The sequence below is a fragment of the Segatella copri genome (genome assembly GCF_026015295.1).
Taxonomy (GTDB): Bacteria; Bacteroidota; Bacteroidia; order Bacteroidales; family Bacteroidaceae; genus Prevotella; species Prevotella copri_C.
Genome location: NZ_JAPDUW010000001.1, coordinates 1198232 through 1217347 on the forward strand (window position 1 = coordinate 1198232; position 19116 = coordinate 1217347).

Below are 19116 nucleotides of genomic sequence, written 5' to 3' on the forward strand. Positions count from 1 at the left end.
ACTTCTATCAATTATTTGTCCGGCTCCAATTCCTCTATTGCGCAAATGGCATGTAGCTCAACTTTCTTAATCTTAGGATATGCCGTTTTATAATAACCTGTCACATCTTTGACTATACTTTTTTGGTCATAGTAAAATGTAGCCAAAACGACTTCCGTATAATTACCAATAGGTAATAAATGCCAAACTTCGGAGTTATCAGCATTTGGTTGAATCTTAAGAATTCCATCCATGCGGACATTTCCTTTATCATCTGTAATGGTTAGTCTCTTGGTTGCATAAGGGCCAGAAGGAATATAAACACGAGTACGTATTGTATAATATTTATTGTATGAGTCTTTCTCTATGGCATCAGCTGCAATAGTTGCAGAATCCTCAGAAGAAACACCTTCAACAAAACATTTTCTATCTACCACATACATTGTTCTACTAAGTTCCCAAAGAGTCGTCCAATCTTTTACTTCAACCTTTAATACAGCAGTATTTCCATCGGAATCGGTTATGGTGATAGTGGTATTTCCTACAGAAACACCACTTACATAGATTTCTTTCTCTGCTTCATTTGTTGAGCACGAGACTTTGGCTATACTTTCATCGGAAGATGTTGCTGATATTTTGCCTTTAGCTCCATTTACATTAACTTTGCTGCTACTTTCCGTATAGGTGGTAAGAGAGGTAATCACAATCTTTTTACCAGTATTTATGTCACCAATGATTTCGTCTTGTGTGAGTTGAATACCACAGTCATCATCACCACAGCTTGCCAAAGATAGCAAAGCGGTTAATGCAATAAGAATCATTTTAATTTTCATACATTTCTTCAATATTAAAGGGTTATAACTATTCAATAAACGCAAAAGTAATCAAAAACTTGCATGAGATTTCAAGATTATTTTATTCCTTGTGTTATTTCATCAATACAGGCTTATTATCGTAGCCGTTCATCTTGTTTGTCACTATTGTCGTTCCAAATAACCTCTGGTTCATGTACAGTTTGCAATGGTACTTTAACAATAGAGTCAGAAGCCACTTTCTCATAGTCATTTGGTGAGTGATTGGTTTGCTCTACAAAGGTTTTCTTCTTGGAGAGACAGGCATGACGGAGCTTACTTTGTTCTACACTCTTGAATGGTGGCAGTAGGCATTTCGTAACAGTGTCAAAGACGTTATCCAAGATTCTAAGACAATTGGTTGCAAGCCTAAGTAATGCGATATGCGCTTGCGTATCTTGTCTGCTTTCAGATTATGTAAACCATGTTCACATTGCCCATTGTCTGCAACTCATTGACTGTGATACATGAAGTGGTGCGATTAAAATTATCGAAAAAAGCAACTGTGGAATAATATTTTTTAAGATAATAGTTTGCTCTAATCCAATATAAATCTGTATCTTTGCAACCAGATAAGCGTTCTGTAACACAAGAAACGGAAGAGGCTGAGAAACAATGCATTGCATTTGTTTCCAGAATCTTACAAAAAAAGGCTAAAAGGAACGGTACAACTTTATCGCTAACAGACTGAGAATAAGCATATTACATTTGTTGTTCATTTTCTCTGCACTTGTAAAAAGGGTAGTTGTACCGTTTAAAAGATAAAAGCTTAACTATCAGCAACATCCACATGTTGCATCGGGAAATAATTTTGCTGTTTTTTAATATATAGCAAATATCAAGAAATGGATTATTATGTTAAGAGATAAACTTGTTGAGATTGCCTTGCAATGGCAATCAAAATATGGTGTTGCGCCACAGATTACTTCTGTTATATCTGAATTTGATGCAGCGATGTTAGTTGGAATGTCAGAAAGTGATTATTCTGATTACATGCAGGATAAAACCGCAGTAAGTAAAGGTGCAGATTTTGTTTTTAATCATCAAAGATACCAGGTAAAAGCAAATAGACCAAGTGGTAAGCCCGGAAGTAAAGTCACAATGGTTCCTAAAGCAACGAATTATCTTTGGGATAAACTCATTTGGATTCTATATGACCAACATTATGTAATGCTAGAAGCTTGGGAATGGGATGTTGAAGACTATAAATTAGAATTTGATGACAAAAAAAGAATTTCTCCCAACGATTATAGAAAAGGGAAATGCCTATTCACAAAGATAGAAGACAAAGTTTAAAGCCGCTACAAGAAATATATGGATTTACATAGGGGGATGCATCTGATAAAAAATGCATCCCACCGTATTTCCATCCTTATCCTTTATTGCCAAATTAATCTTTATTTTAATAAGTTTCTTCCTCCTGTATCTTCAAGAATTTTCATCTGCTGAATGGCAATCTGATTGAGTTTGATAAGTCGCTCAGACTGCGCCATACCATCATTGATAAATACAGCGTTGAGATTCTCCATATTTGAGAGACAGATAAGTTCATTAATACTGGCATAGTCACGAATGTTGCCTTTCTTGTCGGGATTCTGCTCACGCCATTGTTTCGCAGTCATGCCGAACATGGCTATGTTGAGTACATCCGCTTCATCAGCATATTTCATGGCAGCTTGCTCACGAGTCACTTCCGCAGGAATGAGATTTACTTTGATAGCATCCGTGTGAATGCGATAGTTTATCTTTGATAGTTCCCGCTTGGCAGACCATGACAATTGTTTCTGCTCATCAGCTTTAAGACGTTGATACTCTTTTACCAACAAAAGTTGGAAACGAGGACTAATCCACATTCCAAAGTGGTACGCAATGTCTCGATGAGCATAAGTTCCACCATATCGGCCAGCTTTTGCCATGATGCCTATTGCACCTGTTCTTTGAATCCATGCCTTTACAGAAAGTACGAAGTTGTTGCTTCCTGCTGCATTTTTAATTGTATCGAATTCGGTACAATTAAAATTCGGATTATATAGCTTTTCCCATTCACCGAGGTATTCTATTGTACTTTTGAGGCTCATCCATCTGAAAATAATATGCTCTTGCATTTGGCTATGTGCCATATCTGTCAGAGAGATATAATCCTCATTTTGAACATTAACAACAGATATTTCTGTATTTTCAACTTTTATCTTTGCCATAATCCTTAGTTTTTAGATAATACAAATCGGTGGTTACATATTGATAACCAACACGACTTTTATTCGATTAATATCTTTTATCTATTTTAATTGCTATCAGCAAAGATAATTGAAAATTTTGAAAACAGACTTACTTTGCAGCAATTTTATTATTATTTAGCATATCATTTAGCCAAAAATCCAAGAGAGAGCTATACTATCAGCAACATTCACATGTTGCATCGGAAAATAAGTATAAATAGGGAACGCAGCGCGTTCCCTATCTGTTAGCCCCACTCCTTCTTCACATTAAAGCAGGGACAGGCTTTGTTGGCAAATTCATTATGACCATGAATCGTGGCTAATGGATATTCCTCCTTCAGCTGCTCGATGAGGGCATGAATTAAAGAGCAAAATCGGCTATTCATGGGCTAAAAACGCGTTTTGGTAATCGGGAAACTCAGATTTTTCCGTTTTTCATCGCTGAAAACAGGTATTGGAAAAATGCATAAAAAGCGGATTCAAGTATCTTAAATGTAAATATATATTTTATTCATAATCCAACATGCGGACTTCTCTTCACATACGAAATATACATACTAAATAGTTGTATAACAACAAGTTACCACTTTTCGCCTCAGTATTGTTATTATGTAGTTTCTAGCTTTTCGGACTATTGCTACGTCAATATTTTGTTAATTGATAGCAAAGATAATAAAAAGTTGGCAAACCAAAGAATTTTATCACGTTATTTAACGGAAAAATGCAAAATATGGGGGTTAGGAAGGTATTTTACCCCCTCTAGTATGGGCAAAAAATGCCCCTCCTCGGACTCGAAATCATGCTCCAAAGGTAGGTATTTTTGACAAAAATAGAAGAAATGACAGGTAGAAAAAGGGCAAAAGAAGAACAATAAGGTACAAATATGAGCCTGATGAATGTAGATTATTTTATACATACACAATTATAGCAAGACTACACACAAATCATATATAACATTAATAGCCAACACTTTAGCGCATCTAACAATTTATTATCTCCCATCACTATGAAGATTATATTCCGGTCATTTTCGGTCATGGTCATTTCCGGTCATTTTCGTTTCGGGGGAGAAAAGGTCATCTATAGTATAATATAAATAATATTTATATTTACTATAGCTCAAAATGACCCAACTCATTTTGAAAATGACCGAAAATGACCATGACCGGAAATGACCGCTTTTGCCTTTCTTTGTTCTCCATTGTATTTTTTCTGCGTTTTTCTGTTATTTGCAATAAAGTTCAGATAGAAAATCAATAGAACTTATTGTATTACAGCTACTTATAGCCTTTCTCGCATAGAAAGTTAGGGTGAAAGCTTGTATTCTGCCCAAAAATGTTGTATCTTTGCACCGGCAATCGAAAGAACAGCCTTTTATGCCTTGCTCGGGTCTTCTATTAAGACCAACACGGGTCATAAATGATGGCAGGCGCCGGTCATCAATGAAGACCCCGAAAACGGCAAGAACGGGGCGTTCTGGGGAGTTGCAAAACAAAGGACTCTAAACATACTACAAACAACTATGATTAATTACAGCATCGTAATGCGTAGCGTGAACGCAAATCTTCTGGAAATCAACCAGGCGAAGTCACGCATCAACCAGGCAAAGAAGGAGGGTACAACCCCTGACCCAAAGGACCTGGAACTCGTGAAGACTGAGAAGCAGAATGCTTTCGCCATCTCACAGTACACTGACATCATGACCATCGAGAAGTTTGCCAAGCACATCACTTCACATGGTAGCGTTTATTCGAGAGCTGACATCAGCGCCATCCTCTACATCGCCGTAGACTGCATGCGTGAGATGTTGCTCGAGGGCAAGAAAATCCGTCTGGGCGATCTTGGTGATTTCTCTCTCCTTCTCACCTCAAAGGGTGCCGAGGATGCCGACAAGTTCACCTCGCAGAACATCACCGGCGTGAAGGTTCAGTGGGAGCCTGGTCAGGAGTTCAAGAACCTTCGCGATGACGCCGAGTTTAACCTCGTAGCCAGCCGCAGTGCTCAGGCAGCCGTTATCAAGGCGATTAAGGAGGGTAAGACCAACGTTGACCTCAACGCGCCAACTACTCCGGATAATACGCCAGGCGGTTCTACCCCAGGTGGTTCAAACACCGGTCAGACCGGCAGCGATGGTCAAGGCTCTGAATCAGGCGGCGGTACTACCGGCAAGGACGATACTGGCGACGGCCTTGAATAGCCCAAGGATAGACTGGCTAGGGTGCTAGCCCCTAGCCCAGCCTATCCGCCCACAAAAAGTAAACATGAAACACTAAACATTAAACACTAAAAAAGATGAAAGCGAACACTTGGAAAACAATTCTTCAGATAGCCATCAGCATACTGACCGCTATCGCTACTACGCTCGGAGTTACGAGCTGCATGGGATAAAGAACATGGAGTCCACCTTTTATAATAAGCAGACTCATCCATAAAAATGAAAATCGACCGCTCACCTCAGAGATATTCCCCGAGGAGAGCGGTCTTTTTCGTTTCTGCCGAGAATTGTATCACCAGCTTCTTCATAACCATTTACACCAACAGCTAAAACTTCCTTATAAGACTCTGCATAGTTAAGTATGGCAGATGTTTACAACTATCCATTTACCACTTTTTCTACCGCCTTCACGTTTCAAGATTCCCTTGGCTTGAAGAGCAGCAATATCTCTTTCAATAGTACGTGTCGTTACAGTTTTCTTTCCCGACATTCTCTGCGCCAATTCCGGAATCGTTATTTCCGGATGAAGTTTAACAACTGAAATGATATTCTGCTGACGTTCAGAAAGTTCAATCAGTTTTTCTTTCCCGACATTTTTTAAGTTTTTCCCGACATTTATCACGACATCATCATCCATAGATCTTTCATACTGTTCTATCTCAGCCTTAAGATTTTTGATATGTTCTTGAAGCATGAAAGACTGGAATGGTAACATCGACTCTTCTTCTCGAGATGCATTAAGAGCTTCAATATAAGCTGCCTTATCATCAGTCATTACCTTTGTCGGAACAAGATTAAATTCAAACTGAAGGTGGTTCATGATGAGACGCGACATTCTGCCATTTCCATTTTCCAATACCTAAATCCGGTCATTTTCGGTCACGGTCATTAAGGTCATTAAGGATTTCAGATTATCAAAATAGCCCTCTATCTTATAAAATAAGGTTAAATCAAGTTCGTGCAGCGAACAAAATCCATCCATAAAATCACTTTTCTGAATATTTTTTGTATTTTTGCAGAAATAAAATGCGCCAACATGGGGTTTGAGCATGGCTTATCTCCCTAGATTACAGGCGCATCATTATCAAATGATTAGAGCATGAAGAAGATATTATTCCTACACGGATTCTTCGCCACGGGCAGCTGTCCGATGGCGAGGGCCTTGAAAGAGGCGTTTGAGGGGACGGCGGTGGTGTTGACTCCCGACCTCCCTTTACACCCCAAGGAGGCACTGAAGGAGATTCGCTCCATCATCGACCGGGAACAGCCCGACTTGCTTCTGGGCAACAGTTGCGGCTCTTTCCTCGCCCAGATGCTGGCTCCGGTGGTGGGCATTCCTGCCCTGCTGGGCAATCCGTATTTCATGATGACGGAGTTTCTGAAGGAGCGAATCGGCGAGCATGAATACAAGGCGCCGAGAAGGGACGGCAATCAGCGGCTGGTGATTGACGAGGCGCTGATTGAGGAGTTTGCGGAACTGGAAGCCGTGCAGTTCGATCATTGCAACCCCTATTATAAGGATCGTGTGTGGGGACTTTTTGGTGAGCAGGACACCCTGGCTCACTTCTCCCCTCTCTTCCTGCAGCATTACAATCAAGCCTTCCATTTCCCTGGCGGTCATACGCCTACAGAGCAGGAGGTGAAGACCTGGTACGCTCCCCTTGCCCAGAAAATGCTGATGGAGTTTTCTACAAAGGAAGAAAGATATTTCCAGCACTTTAAGGGCGGCAAATATAAATTCATCCATTCTGCCTTCGACTCCGAGACTCAGGAGCGCATGGTGGTTTATCAGGCTCTCTATGGAGACCAAGCCTATTGGGTAAGACCAGAAAAGATGTTCTTCGGGAAAGTTACAAGGGACGGCAGAACTTTCAATCGTTTCACGGAAATAGACAGATAATTATGGAGACATTCAATAATGTAATAAACAGTGGCCAGCTTGTTCTGGTCGATTTCTTTGCTACTTGGTGCCAACCTTGCAAGGCGATGCACCCCATTCTGGAGCAGGTGAAGAGTGTGTTGGGCGACCGCATCCGAATCATCAAGGTGGATGTGGACAAGTACGGCGTAACAGCAAGCCAATACCGTATCCAATCCGTGCCTACGCTGATGCTCTTCCGCAACGGAGAAGTATTGTGGCGCACAAGCGGTGTGGTAGATAAAGCCGAACTTCTGGCTACGCTTGATCCATTCTTGATATAACAGATGAAAAGAATAAAGGAGTAAAATAGGAAAATGAGCATGAATACATTACATAGTTACCTCGCCTACTATCTCCTTGCTATCAATGCAGTTGCATTCATCGTGTATGGCATTGATAAGTACAAGGCAAAGAAAGCCAAATGGCGCATTCCGGAAGTAACGCTTTTATTGCTGGCTGTCATTGGAGGAAGCGTCGGGGCATGGATGGGAATGAAAGTCTGGCACCATAAGACGATGCACAAGAAATTCAAATACGGCATTCCTGCCATTCTGCTGATACAGATTGCGCTGATGGCGTATTTGCACATGAATCTTTGGAAACAAATAGTTTGAAGAAAATTATGGCAATGACAATTGATACAACAAACCTCTGTTCGCATCTTCAAAAGAAGTTGTTTGAACCTGAGGGAGTATATTATCCTATCTGGCAAGCCATGCAGAATGATGAGGAGTTGACTGCCGTGGTTCGCTCACGACAGCTTCATATTTATCGTAATGGTAAAAAGATTCTCATTCTCGCTGGCAAGGCTCAGCCGAAGATTATCAGAGAGGATAAACTGAACGAATTGATTAAGAAAATAATATAAATGATTAAGAAAGAAGAAGTTATATCTTTTGTATGGCAGCATATTCTGCTGCTCGTTTCGCTCTATGTAATGACTTTCGGAGTCGCAGCATGTGTGCGAAGTCAGTTAGGTTCAAGCGTTATTTCCACCATCCCTTACGTGATGGCTTCGGCAGGTAAGATGCTTGATTACATCCCAGGATGGACTATCGGCGGCTACACCATCATGATGAATGCGATCTTCGTGGTGCTGCAGATTCTGATTCTGAGAAGAAACTTCGAGTGGGTGCAACTCTTCCAGCTCGCAATCGGCTTTATCTTCGGAATGTTCATAGACCTCAATATGGTGCTTACACAGTGGATGATTTCAGAAAATATCCTGGTCAATGCCCTTGTGCAGATTGCCGGTTGCACCATCCTCGGTTTCGGAATTGCCATGGAGGTGAAGTGCGGCTCAGTAACCATGCCTGGCGAGGGCATTTCCATCGCCATTCACAAGGTTACCGGCTGGCCTTTCCCTAAAGCCAAGATTCGGGTGGACATCACGCTCGTGGTCTTGGCCGTCTTGTTCTGTTTCCTGCTTCTCGGTTCATGGAAATGGGAGATCGTGGGCATCGGAACGCTCTTCGCCATGGTCTATGTAGGTGTTACAGTTCGCCTATTCAACAAACATCTTGCATGGTTCGACCGCCTGCTCCACTATCGTCCAGGTTGCCGAAGATATGTTTACGGACTTGCCCGATACATAAAAAGACAGATGTAAGTTTTTCTAAATATGAATAAAAATGGAAACAGAAAGAATTTTAGCTTGTGGGTGGTGACAAGGATATGGTTAAAGTGTTTAAGTACAAAGGATAAAAATAAATCTCTGTTCACATCTTCAAAAGAAGTTGTTTGAACCAGATGGAGTACATTATCCTATCTGGCAAGGCTCAGCCGAAGATGCAATTCTGATGTGGGCAATGAGAAAGCTATGGAATAGGAGCACTATTCAGACTCGGAGTATGTAGTCTGATTTCTGCATCAATGTTTAACGGTCTGACTAAGCGACTTGTTAAAATAGTCAAAAATAGAACAGAAAAACAAATAAAAGTTCGTTTTCTATTCCAATTTTTACTATTTTTGCACCATGATAATGGATTTAGAACATATAGGTAACATACCAGTCAGTACTTCAGCTATAGCTTCATTGTTTACAAATATTGAAGCAGGGAATCAGAAAGTACGCAGTCTTGAGGCGGCTCATAAAATTATCCGACTCAAGAAGGGGCTTTATGTGGTAGCCCCAAATGTGTCTCGTGTTGCTCTATCCACAGAACTGATAGCCAATCATCTTTATGCCCCTTCGTATGTGTCAATGCAGACAGCATTACGTTATTATGGATTAATACCAGAAGCTGTTTACACTACTCAGTCTATGACACTAAAGCACTCCCGTAGTTTTGATACTCCTGTCGGGCGTTTTGAGTATAAGAACATGTCAAGAGAAGCCTTTTCAATAGGGATTACAAGCATCAACATGCAGAGTTACGCCTTTCTGATGGCAACACCAGAAAAAGCGCTCTGTGACTTAATCGCAAATTCTCCGAAGGTTAATTTACGTTACCAGAAGGATGTAGAGAACTATCTGGAGGAGGACATCCGAATGGAAATAGATGATTTCAGAAATATGGACATAAGTATATTTGAACGATATGCTCAGGTTGGAAAAAAGTCTAAATCCATAGAAACTCTAATTAAATATTTAAGGAAATGAACACAAACGAGATATTCAATCAAATGCTTTCGAGCTATGACATAACGACCGAGCTGCAAAAGCGCAATGCTATCTTTGAAGTCAACCAGCAGATTATTCTTTCTGGTCTTTACAATGGTGGCTTTTTCAACGAGGCAGCTTTCTATGGTGGAACATGTCTACGTATATTCCATGGATTGCATCGTTTCTCTGAGGATATGGATTTTTCCCTGCTTGCTCCGAATGAAAACTTTGATTTTACACATTATTTTCAGCCCATCATTGACCAATTCGCTATGGTAGGTAGAGAGGTTGAAATCAGAAAGAAGGACAAAAAGAACTTTGGAAAAGTGGAGTCTGCCTTTCTGAAAGACAACACAGATGTATATGACATTACATTCCAAACTGAGAAATCTGTCAAGATCAAGATTGAAGTTGATACTCAACCTCCTTTGAAATTCCAAACAGAACAGAAGTTGCTTCTGCTCCCCCAATCTTTCATGACACGATGTTTCACTTTGCCAGCCCTCTTTGCAGGAAAGATGCATGCACTGGTGTATCGTGCCTGGAAGAACAGAGTCAAGGGACGTGATTGGTATGACTTCGAATGGTATGTTCGCCACAATGTTCCTCTTGACTTTACTCACTTGTGCGAAAGAGCCTTACAGTTCAATCACGAAGAGCTTGACAAGGAGACGTTCCTTCAAAAACTGAATGAAAGACTTGCCACGGCAGACATGAATCAAATAAAGGCAGACGTATTGCCTTTTGTCAGGAATCCCAAAGAGTTGGATATTTGGTCGAATGACTATTTTATGGAACTTGCAAAAATGATCAGATTTGAATGAAAGAAACATTTAGAAAACATCTGGGTAGACCATTTTACAGGCAATCCTGCATCGGGAAGAGTCATGGAGAAATGCGGTTTCTCTGACACCGGAATGCTGAACAGATGCAGCCAGCTTGTGGGTGGCGACAAGGATATTGTCAAAGTGTTTAAGTACACAGGATAAAATATAAAATGAACATGAATTTTCCAGAAATATATTCAGCAACAGGCATGATGGAGCTGATTCAGAAAATCGGCTTCCTCCCCCTCCTCGACAGCGGCATTGAAGGATTCTCTGCCGAAGACATCGTGGCGGAGGATTGCGGTTACGTAAGACTTCCTGAAGGCGGTTGGGACTGGCCATTATGGAAATGGAAGGGCGAGATTGTGCAGGAAATGCCGTGTATGTACGGAAAGTTCTTCAACAAGAAAGCGGGATTCATCAGCCAGGAATGGTGGCCGGACTTCTGTAACTATAGAAGAAGCAAATACCCCCGTCCGGATGAATAATCGATAGAAGGAGCCATTCTCTGCACGCTTCAATCTACCGGCAGTCTCATCACAAGAGAACTTCGCGCAGCCTGCGGTTTCACGGGCAAGGGAATGAGAAGCAAGTTTGACGGTTATCTCACCCGACTGGAAATGGCAACTTACATCGTGACCGAGGATTTCATCTATCCTCGTGACAAGCACAATCACGAATATGGCTGGGGTTGGTCGCTGCTTAATACTCCCGAAGATCTCTATGGCAGGGAGGTTTGCCAATGCAACCGAACTCCCGAAGAGTCTTATCAGAGGATTTTCGAGCATCTGAAAGAAATCCTGCCTGATACCTCGGATAAACAGATCATTAAATTAATAGGATAAAAATAATCAAAATAATTAGGATAAAAATGAGAAAGGAATCAAGAGCAATGGATAGTGGGTGGGCATTGGAAGTAATGCACAAGGCTCCGTATATAACTGTCAGTTTTATTGACGAAGACGGCAATCCTTACGGTTTACCTCTTTCGCTCGCATCTGATGATGATGTGAACTGGTATTTTCATGGTGCCTTGGAAGGCAAGAAATTGGAGGCAATCAAGGCTCATCCCGAGGTCTGCCTTTCAGCCGTAACCCGTTGTGCGCCTACGGTTGGTCCGAAGGACGGCAGTTTCACCCTGCAGTTCAAATCAGCCATTGCATTCGGCAAGGCAGAAATCGTGTCAGATGAAGCAGAGAAGATTCATGGTCTCCGACTAATCTGTGAACGCTTTCTTCCTCAACACATGGATGCTTTCGACCAGAGCATCGCCCGTTCCCTATCACGCACGGCTGTTGTTCGCATCACGCTCACTGAGCCTCCAACCGGAAAGCGCAAACAATATGATAAGGAAGGCGTGGAAATGAAATATGGCAGAATGGAATAAAGAGGCAATTGCTCCTTCTATGTTGCATTATAAAACAAAGAATTTATGACTTCACTTCAAGAAAGACTGTTCGCCATGCAGGATAAGCAGTATGCTGCTTTCCAGGCTAAACTGACACCGGGAGTGCCTATGGAAAGTTTCATAGGCATTCGTGTGCCTGTGCTCCGCAAGTTCGCAAAAGAATTTACAAAGGAGTCAGAATGCAAAGATTTCCTTCATCAGCTTCCTCACGAATACTACGACGAGAACATGCTTCACGGACTCCTCATTTCCGAGGTGAAGGACTACGAGGAATGCATTCGTCTTACAGACAGATTCCTGCCTTTCGTGGACAACTGGGCAGTGTGCGACATCATGTCTCCGAAGGTGTTTGCCAAACACAAGAAGGAGCTGTTAACGAAAATCAAGACTTGGAGTAAATCATCACACGTTTATACTTGTCGCTTTGGAATAGAGGTGCTTATGTCTCATTATCTGGATAAAGACTTCAAGGCAGAATATCTTGAAATTCCTGCATCAGTAAGGAGCGAAGAGTATTACGTAAAAATGATGATAGCCTGGTTCTTCGCCACGGCTCTTGCCAAGCAATGGGACGCAACGATTCCCTACATCGAGCAACGCCGCCTTGCACCCTGGACGCACAACAAGACCATCCAGAAGGCTATCGAGAGCTACAGAATCACGCCCGAGCAGAAGGAATATCTGCGGACATTGAAGATAAAATAATTATGACACAAGATACTTCTACATATTATGTTTGGATAGGTGGTTCATGTGATTATGGCCATAAAGAGCGAGCTGGTGGTGCTGCCGTTGTAATTGAGCATAACGGCAACATCATCAGCCGTGATGTAATCAGCGACCTACACACCACTGAGTTCCGCATGATGCTAACCCTCATGGTGAAGGTAATGCAGGAAATCCCGGAGGGTTCCGACATTCTCTTCCTGACCAATGCTGCCTATATTCAGAACTTTGACAAAGCTCCAACATCAAAGTCTGCCAACCCGGACTTGATCATTCAATGCATCGAGGAAAAGAAAAGGCACAACTCAGTCGGGGTCAAGATTGTGCAATATCACAAGAGTCCATTGCTGATAGAGACCCACGATAGGGCTACGGAAGCAATGGCTAAGACAAGGAAGGAGTTTCATCAGAAAAACAAATAAATGTTTAGGGGCGTTTTCCGGTCATTAAGGTCACGGTCATTAAGGTCATTAAGGATTTCCGGTTATTCAAAATGTCTGACCCCAAATATGGTTTACAGCTTATGAGCGATGATTATATTCTTGAAAATCTCATAGAAGAACTGAGGGAAACTCAATAACACAAAAAGTGAGTGGCTTATGTAAAAAGTTACGGAGATAATTCACATTTTCCATAACTTTTTACATTTTCATCTTATATGTTTTTGGAGCATTTCATTGCGTTAATTTTCTTATATAAGATAAGACAGTACTACTATGACATAATTCAAGCGCCATACTCAACCCCTATTCTTTTGGATCAATGTCAAATGGAAGCAATGGAGTATCATCATCATTTCCACTATTGAATCGGTCGAAATCCGAGATATAGGAACGATCTTGAATAACCTTATATTTCTCATACTCAGAATAAGCCTTTTCTCTGGCTTCTTCTTGCGAAACCTTACCTGCACTACTCTTAGCATCATAGTCCATAGTTTCAAGCAACAGCTTCAGGCGATTCTTCCAATCCTCCATCGTAGTAACAATGTGTCGTCTTGCACGAGATTCTGCGAGATCCAGGAAACTTGTTGTTATTGCGTTGAGCTGAGACAATTCTTCATCAGAAAGATAGTTCTTTGCGACTATCGTATCAGATTTCTGAACTCTTCCATCCGGTGCTTTCTTCCATGTAGTCAAGCCCATGTGAGGCATTTCCGCATCAGCTCGCTCATAGACGATCTCGGCTGCCGTATGATTGGTAACCGCCAGGTGCATCATATTCTGCACCATCTTATAGAAGAGTTTGGTACTTTCAGCCTTTGCATCATAATCTGCACTACACTCTGCATAAATATCAGTTATCTTCTGGTAGTATCTGCGTTCAGAAGTGCGGATTTCACGGATACGTTCCAGCAAATCGTCAAAATAATCCTTGCCGAAGTGCTTACCTTGTTTCAGACGTTCATCATCCAAGACATAACCCTTAATGATGAACTCCTTCAATACAGAAGTTGCCCATATACGGAATTGGGTTGCCTGATAGCTGTTCACTCGATAACCAACAGCGATGATAACATCAAGATTGTAGAACAATGGAGCACGCTCAACATCACGCTCTCCTTCGGTTTGAACTATCCCAATTTTTCGGATAGTTGCCATTTTATCCAATTCTCCAGTCTCGTAAATCTGCCCAATATGATAGCAGATTGTTCTTACGTCAACACCAAACAAAGCAGCCATCTTTTTCTGTGACATCCAAAAAGTTTCGTTGTTGAAAATCACTTCAATGCGAGTTTCACCTTGTGCAGTCTTATACAGTAAGATATTGGATTCCAGCGAGTTCTGCATAAGTTCTGTTGTAGATACGGATTGAGAAAAATAGGCTCTTGCCTGCTTCACCAATAACTTCCTTGAATCAGCATTCTCAGAAATAATCATACAGGCCATACGGGATAGATGGAAAGCTTCGACCTTGCGAAACGATCCACTACCCAGCTTAACCATTTCAACCACGTGGTTGAAATGGTCATCTATATCCATACCTTTTTCACTGGCAACCTTGATTGCCTTGTCTATTACATTCTGGAATTTCCAATATCCCGAATAGCCCATCGCATTACAAAGTTCGCGTGAACTCCAGTATTCTTTCCCGTTATCATCCACTTTCCGAATTTCTTCGAATGTCGGACGCATGTCAGGCTCATTATTCTCATCCATATCTTTTCCGTTTCTTTTGTATTGACGTTCTACAATATTGAATAGCAAAAATACAAAAAAAAGATGAAAATCGCCCCTAATCATTTATAAGAAGTATGATTTTTAATGTTATTTATGCAAAAAGAAAGAAACATATCAGAATATATTAATTTTATCACTTATCAAGACGATGCAATATACCAATGCCCCTTACGTTATTACAGAAGAAGAGGACAACCGCATCCGCAACCGAAGGGAGACCTTCATCAGGGAAACAGGCACCGAGGTACTTATCACGATGATCACCTCCTATGGACTTGCGCCGGGCGGCTGAAAAACGTTATCACTTCACATGGTAGTGTTTATTCGAGAGCTGACATCAGCGCTTTTTGATAACACATTTGTAACAGACATGGATGATTTCTCAATACGTCAAATTCATAACATATTGATTAACAGCTATTTACAAAAAAAAAAGAGTACATAAAAGAGGAATAAGTGATAAAATATATTTAAAAACAAAAAAAGAACAACAGAGATAAGTACCTATGAATAAGCAACTTACTACTATTGTTCTCTCACGCTATTTTGTACAAATAAGTTTCATTTTGCTTATTATAGTGATTCCGTTGGGGTTCGAACCCAAGACCCACAGCTTAGAAGGCTGTTGCTCTAATCCAACTGAGCTACGGAACCAACACTTTTCAAAACGCAAACCAGCTAACCAATAACGCAATCAGCCACTTTTCTTATTTGCGGCTGCAAAGGTACATATATTTTTTGAATACACCAAACTTTTTCTCACTTTTTTCTTTTTTTATGCTTAAATATCGCAAAAAATAACTACCTTTGCATCCGTTAGGAGCAAGAAACAGCATTCTGACCCCGAAAGAGAAGAGATTTTTATAACGCATATTCAAACATAAAACATACGCAAATGAAAAAGTTAATCTTTTCAGTAGCCCTGCTCTCAGCAGCACTCTCTGCCAGCGCAGAAGAACATCCGCTCTGGATGCGCTACCCAGCCATCTCACCCGATGGCACAACCATCGCCTTCGCTTATAAAGGCGACCTCTACAGTGTTTCTGTCAACGGCGGTGAAGCACGACAGCTCACAACCCATGCAGCCTTCGATTCACATCCTGTATGGAGCCCTGACAGCAAGAAAATTGCCTTCCAGTCTAACCGCGAAGGAAGTCTCGACATTTTCGTAATCGATGCAAAAGGCGGTGCTCCTACCCGACTCACCACCAACAGCGGCAGCGAAACACCTATCGCCTTTGCAGACAACGACCATGTACTCTACTCTGCCAGTCTGCAGCCTACAGCCCAGAGCATCATCTTCGGCGACAACACATTTCCACAAGTATATAAGGTAAGCACCAAGGGCGGAAGGCCGGAGCTCTTCTCTACCCTCACCATGGAGGATATCAGCATCGCCAAGAACGGCGACATTCTCTACCACGACAAAAAGGGATACGAAGACCCTTGGCGCAAACACCAGAAATCACCTATCGCTCGCGACATCTGGCTGAAGAGCAACGGTAAGTTTGCCAAGCAGACTACCTTTGCCGGCGAAGACCGCTCGCCAGTATGGACATCAGACGAGAAATCATTCTTCTATCTGAGCGAGCAGGACGGCACATTCAATATCTACCGCCGCAGCCTCAACAGTTCAAGCGACAAGCAGATTACCCACCACAAAGGCAATCCGGTAAGATTCCTCACTGCATCCAGCGCCGACCTGCTCTGCTACGGATATGATGGCGAAATCTACACCGTGAAAGAAGGTGGAGAACCTCAGAAGGTGAACATCTCCATTACAACAGATAATGACGCTCCAAGCCTCGTACGTCAGATTAAAAGCTGGGGAGCAACAGAGATTTCCGTTTCGCCAGACGCCAAGGAAGTGGCTTTCGTGATGCATGGCGACGTATACGTAACTTCTGTAGAATACACCACTACCAAGCGCATTACCGACACACCACAACAGGAGCGCAACCTGAGTTTCTCGCCAGACGGCAGAGCTCTGGTCTATGCAGCCGAGCGCAACGGCGTATGGCAGATTTACCAGTCTAAGATCAAGAACGAGAAAGAAAAGAACTTCACCTACGCTACCGATATCGAGGAAGAGCAGCTGGTGAAAACAGGCATTACATCGCAGTATCCTCAATACTCTCCTGACGGCAAGGAAGTGGCTTTCTTCGAAGACCGCGCTGCACTCCGCATCGTCAATCTGAAATCGAAGGAAATCCGCACCGTGCTCGATGGCAAATACGTCTACTCTTACAGCGATGGAGACATCGCTTTCGAATGGTCACCAGACAGCAAATGGCTCCTTTCAACCTATATCGGCAACGGCGGCTGGAACAACCAGGATATTGCGCTGGTAAAGGCTGACGGCAAGGAGGTTCACAACCTGACCAATTCCGGCTACAGCGACAGCAACGGCAAATGGGTGCTCGACGGCAAGGCTATGCTCTTCCAGAGCGACAGAGCCGGTTACCGCAGTCATGGAAGCTGGGGAGCAGAAGACGATGCCTACATCATGTTCTTCGACCTGGACGCCTACAACCGCTTCAACATGAGCAAGGAAGAGATAGAACTGGCTGACGCCAACAAGGACGAAAAGGAGAAGAAGGAAGACGAGAAGAAGGAAGAGGCTAAAAAGAAGGCTGACGAAAAGCAGAAGAAGACCGGAAAGATAGAGGTGGAAAAGGTAAAGCCACTGGAACTTGACATCGAAAACTGCCGCGACAGAATCGTACGCCTCACCGCAAACTCTTCGCACATGGGTGATGCCGTGCTCTCAAAAGACGGCGACAAGCTCTACTACCAGGCAGCCTTCGAGGATGATTACGACCTCTGGCAGCACGACCTGAAGGACGGCTCTACCAAACTCGTGATGAAGGGCGTAGGCCAGGGCAACCTGCAGACCGACAAGGATGTGAAGAACCTCTTTATCTGCAACGGAAGCAGCATCAAGAAGGTGGATCTGAGCGGATTCAGCACCAAGAACATCAGCTTCGAGGCTAACTTCAACTATAAGCCAGCCGAGGAGCGCCAGTATCTCTTCGACCACGTTTGGCGACAGGTGAAGGACAAGTTCTACGACCCTAAGATTCATGGTGTTGACTGGGAAGGCTACCGCAAGACCTACGAGAAGTTCCTGCCTTACATCAACAACAATTTCGACTTCCAGGAGATGTTGAGCGAAATGCTTGGCGAGCTGAACGCTTCGCATACAGGAGCCCGCTACTACGCTTCGAACAGCGCGCTTACCACCGCCAACCTGGGAGTATTCTTCGACCCTCAGTATCAGGGCGACGGTCTGAAGATTCAGGAGATTATCAAGCGTGGTCCTTTCGATGTGAAGAATACGGGCGTTACAGCCGGCAGCATCATCGAGAGCATCGACGGCGAGGAGATTAAAGCCGGAATGGACTACTTCCCATTGCTAGACGGAAAGGTTGGCAAGAATGTACGCCTTGGCATCAGAAACGCCAAGGGCAAGAAGATGGAGGTTACGGTGAAGGCTATCTCTCAGGGCAAACTCAACAACCTGCTCTACAAGCGATGGGTAGACCGCAACCGCGCTTTCGTTGACAGCATTTCGGGCGGACGCATCGCTTATGTTCACGTTAAGGCGATGGATTCGGAAAGTTTCCGCACCGTTTACAGCGAACTGCTGAGCGACAAGAACCGAAACAGAGACGCTGTAATCGTAGACGAGCGCCATAATGGTGGCGGCTGGTTGCACGATGATCTCTGCACCCTGCTCAACGGCAAGCAATATCAGGAGTTTGTACCTCACGGTAAGGTAGTTGGCCGCGATCCGTTCAACAAATGGGTGAAGCCATCTTGCGTCATGATCTGCGAGAACGATTACAGCAACGGTCATGGTTTCCCATGGGTTTACAAGGAACTCGGAATCGGCAAGCTGATCGGTGCTCCTGTAGCAGGAACCATGACAGCCGTATGGTGGGAAACGCTGATGGACAACACGCTGGTATTCGGTATTCCTCAGGTAGGCTGCCGCGACATGCGTGGCGTGTTCGGCGAGAACACCCAGCTGAACCCAGACATCGAGGTTTACAACAGTCCGGAAGATTTCATCAATGGCCATGATACCCAGCTCGAAAGAGCCGTAAAGGAAATGATGAAGAAATAAACAGAACGCCCTGCAAGGGTCCAGAAGCCAAACCGCTTTTGTCCTTTGCAGGGCGA

At 43.0% G+C, this 19116-nt stretch carries 20 protein-coding genes, 1 tRNA gene and 1 pseudogene; 15 read left to right on the forward strand and 7 right to left on the reverse strand.

The window, feature by feature from the left end:
• Positions 1-11 precede the first annotated feature (11 nt).
• The gene (locus ONT18_RS05135) at positions 12-812 is read right to left on the reverse strand and encodes a pilus assembly protein N-terminal domain-containing protein (protein WP_264904420.1); all 801 of its coding nucleotides are present in this window, start codon (positions 810-812) and stop codon (positions 12-14) included.
• A 304-nt stretch (positions 813-1116) separates the two neighbouring features.
• Positions 1117-1242 carry an Abi family protein gene (locus tag ONT18_RS05140; RefSeq protein ID WP_245403052.1) on the reverse strand — a complete coding sequence of 42 codons (126 nt, stop codon included), beginning with the start codon at positions 1240-1242 and terminating at the stop codon, positions 1117-1119.
• Between the two features lie 443 nt (positions 1243-1685).
• Here ONT18_RS05140 and ONT18_RS05145 point away from each other — a divergent pair, with 443 nt between their 5' ends.
• Positions 1686-2126: a hypothetical protein gene (locus ONT18_RS05145; protein WP_235305293.1), complete on the forward strand. Its 441-nt coding sequence runs from the start codon at positions 1686-1688 to the stop codon at positions 2124-2126.
• Positions 2127-2227: 101 nt separating this feature from the next.
• On the opposite strand, the gene ONT18_RS05150 is transcribed toward ONT18_RS05145, so the two are convergent.
• Positions 2228-3028, reverse strand: coding sequence for a KilA-N domain-containing protein (locus ONT18_RS05150; protein ID WP_006846641.1), 801 nt, complete (start codon positions 3026-3028; stop codon positions 2228-2230).
• Positions 3029-3294: 266 nt separating this feature from the next.
• A complete protein-coding gene (locus tag ONT18_RS05155) occupies positions 3295-3435 on the reverse strand; it encodes an N-acetylmuramoyl-L-alanine amidase (RefSeq protein WP_118082056.1) in 141 nt (46 codons plus the stop codon).
• Between the two features lie 1136 nt (positions 3436-4571).
• On the opposite strand from ONT18_RS05155, the gene ONT18_RS05160 reads away from it, so the two are divergent.
• Complete coding sequence (locus tag ONT18_RS05160; RefSeq protein ID WP_218435473.1) at positions 4572-5246, forward strand: DNA-binding protein; 675 nt, start codon at positions 4572-4574, stop codon at positions 5244-5246.
• Between the two features lie 95 nt (positions 5247-5341).
• Entirely contained in the window at positions 5342-5437 is a 96-nt protein-coding gene (locus ONT18_RS05165; RefSeq protein WP_153072405.1) for a smalltalk protein, read from the forward strand.
• Between the two features lie 182 nt (positions 5438-5619).
• On the opposite strand, the gene ONT18_RS05170 is transcribed toward ONT18_RS05165, so the two are convergent.
• Positions 5620-6039 (reverse strand): HTH domain-containing protein, encoded by a 420-nt coding sequence (locus ONT18_RS05170; protein WP_147350880.1) that lies wholly within the window; start codon positions 6037-6039, stop codon positions 5620-5622.
• A gap of 324 nt (positions 6040-6363) precedes the next feature.
• On the opposite strand from ONT18_RS05170, the gene ONT18_RS05175 reads away from it, so the two are divergent.
• From ONT18_RS05175 to ONT18_RS05225, 11 genes and pseudogenes are all read left to right on the forward strand, one after another.
• Positions 6364-7164, forward strand: coding sequence for a YqiA/YcfP family alpha/beta fold hydrolase (locus ONT18_RS05175; RefSeq protein ID WP_218459052.1), 801 nt, complete (start codon positions 6364-6366; stop codon positions 7162-7164).
• Positions 7165-7166: 2 nt separating this feature from the next.
• The gene (gene trxA, locus ONT18_RS05180; protein ID WP_022121765.1) at positions 7167-7466 is read left to right on the forward strand and encodes a thioredoxin; all 300 of its coding nucleotides are present in this window, start codon (positions 7167-7169) and stop codon (positions 7464-7466) included.
• Between the two features lie 39 nt (positions 7467-7505).
• The gene (locus tag ONT18_RS05185) at positions 7506-7799 is read left to right on the forward strand and encodes a DUF1294 domain-containing protein (RefSeq protein WP_218459053.1); all 294 of its coding nucleotides are present in this window, start codon (positions 7506-7508) and stop codon (positions 7797-7799) included.
• 14 nt (positions 7800-7813) lie between these two features.
• Positions 7814-8053 (forward strand): hypothetical protein, encoded by a 240-nt coding sequence (locus ONT18_RS05190; RefSeq protein WP_153126210.1) that lies wholly within the window; start codon positions 7814-7816, stop codon positions 8051-8053.
• Complete coding sequence (locus ONT18_RS05195; RefSeq protein ID WP_264904421.1) at positions 8054-8794, forward strand: YczE/YyaS/YitT family protein; 741 nt, start codon at positions 8054-8056, stop codon at positions 8792-8794.
• Between the two features lie 366 nt (positions 8795-9160).
• Entirely contained in the window at positions 9161-9787 is a 627-nt protein-coding gene (locus tag ONT18_RS05200) for a type IV toxin-antitoxin system AbiEi family antitoxin domain-containing protein (RefSeq protein ID WP_117728316.1), read from the forward strand.
• Positions 9784-10614: a nucleotidyl transferase AbiEii/AbiGii toxin family protein gene (locus ONT18_RS05205; protein WP_238405716.1), complete on the forward strand. Its 831-nt coding sequence runs from the start codon at positions 9784-9786 to the stop codon at positions 10612-10614. Before ONT18_RS05200 ends, ONT18_RS05205 begins: the two co-directional genes overlap by 4 nt.
• A 179-nt stretch (positions 10615-10793) precedes the next feature.
• Positions 10794-11462, forward strand: a pseudogene (locus ONT18_RS17395) (AlkZ-related protein).
• A gap of 26 nt (positions 11463-11488) precedes the next feature.
• A complete protein-coding gene (locus tag ONT18_RS05215) occupies positions 11489-12004 on the forward strand; it encodes a pyridoxamine 5'-phosphate oxidase family protein (RefSeq protein WP_264904422.1) in 516 nt (171 codons plus the stop codon).
• A gap of 45 nt (positions 12005-12049) precedes the next feature.
• The gene (locus ONT18_RS05220) at positions 12050-12730 is read left to right on the forward strand and encodes a DNA alkylation repair protein (protein WP_264904423.1); all 681 of its coding nucleotides are present in this window, start codon (positions 12050-12052) and stop codon (positions 12728-12730) included.
• Between the two features lie 2 nt (positions 12731-12732).
• Positions 12733-13173, forward strand: coding sequence for a ribonuclease H (locus tag ONT18_RS05225; RefSeq protein ID WP_264904424.1), 441 nt, complete (start codon positions 12733-12735; stop codon positions 13171-13173).
• 324 nt (positions 13174-13497) lie between these two features.
• Here ONT18_RS05225 and rhuM read toward each other — a convergent pair whose 3' ends face one another.
• On the reverse strand, positions 13498-14910 hold the full coding sequence (gene rhuM / locus ONT18_RS05230) for a RhuM family protein (RefSeq protein ID WP_264904425.1): 1413 nt from the start codon (positions 14908-14910) through the stop codon (positions 13498-13500).
• A gap of 600 nt (positions 14911-15510) precedes the next feature.
• Positions 15511-15585, reverse strand: a tRNA-Arg gene (locus ONT18_RS05235).
• 241 nt (positions 15586-15826) lie between these two features.
• On the opposite strand from ONT18_RS05235, the gene ONT18_RS05240 reads away from it, so the two are divergent.
• Positions 15827-19060, forward strand: coding sequence for a S41 family peptidase (locus ONT18_RS05240; RefSeq protein WP_264904426.1), 3234 nt, complete (start codon positions 15827-15829; stop codon positions 19058-19060).
• The last annotated feature ends 56 nt before the right edge of the window (positions 19061-19116 follow it).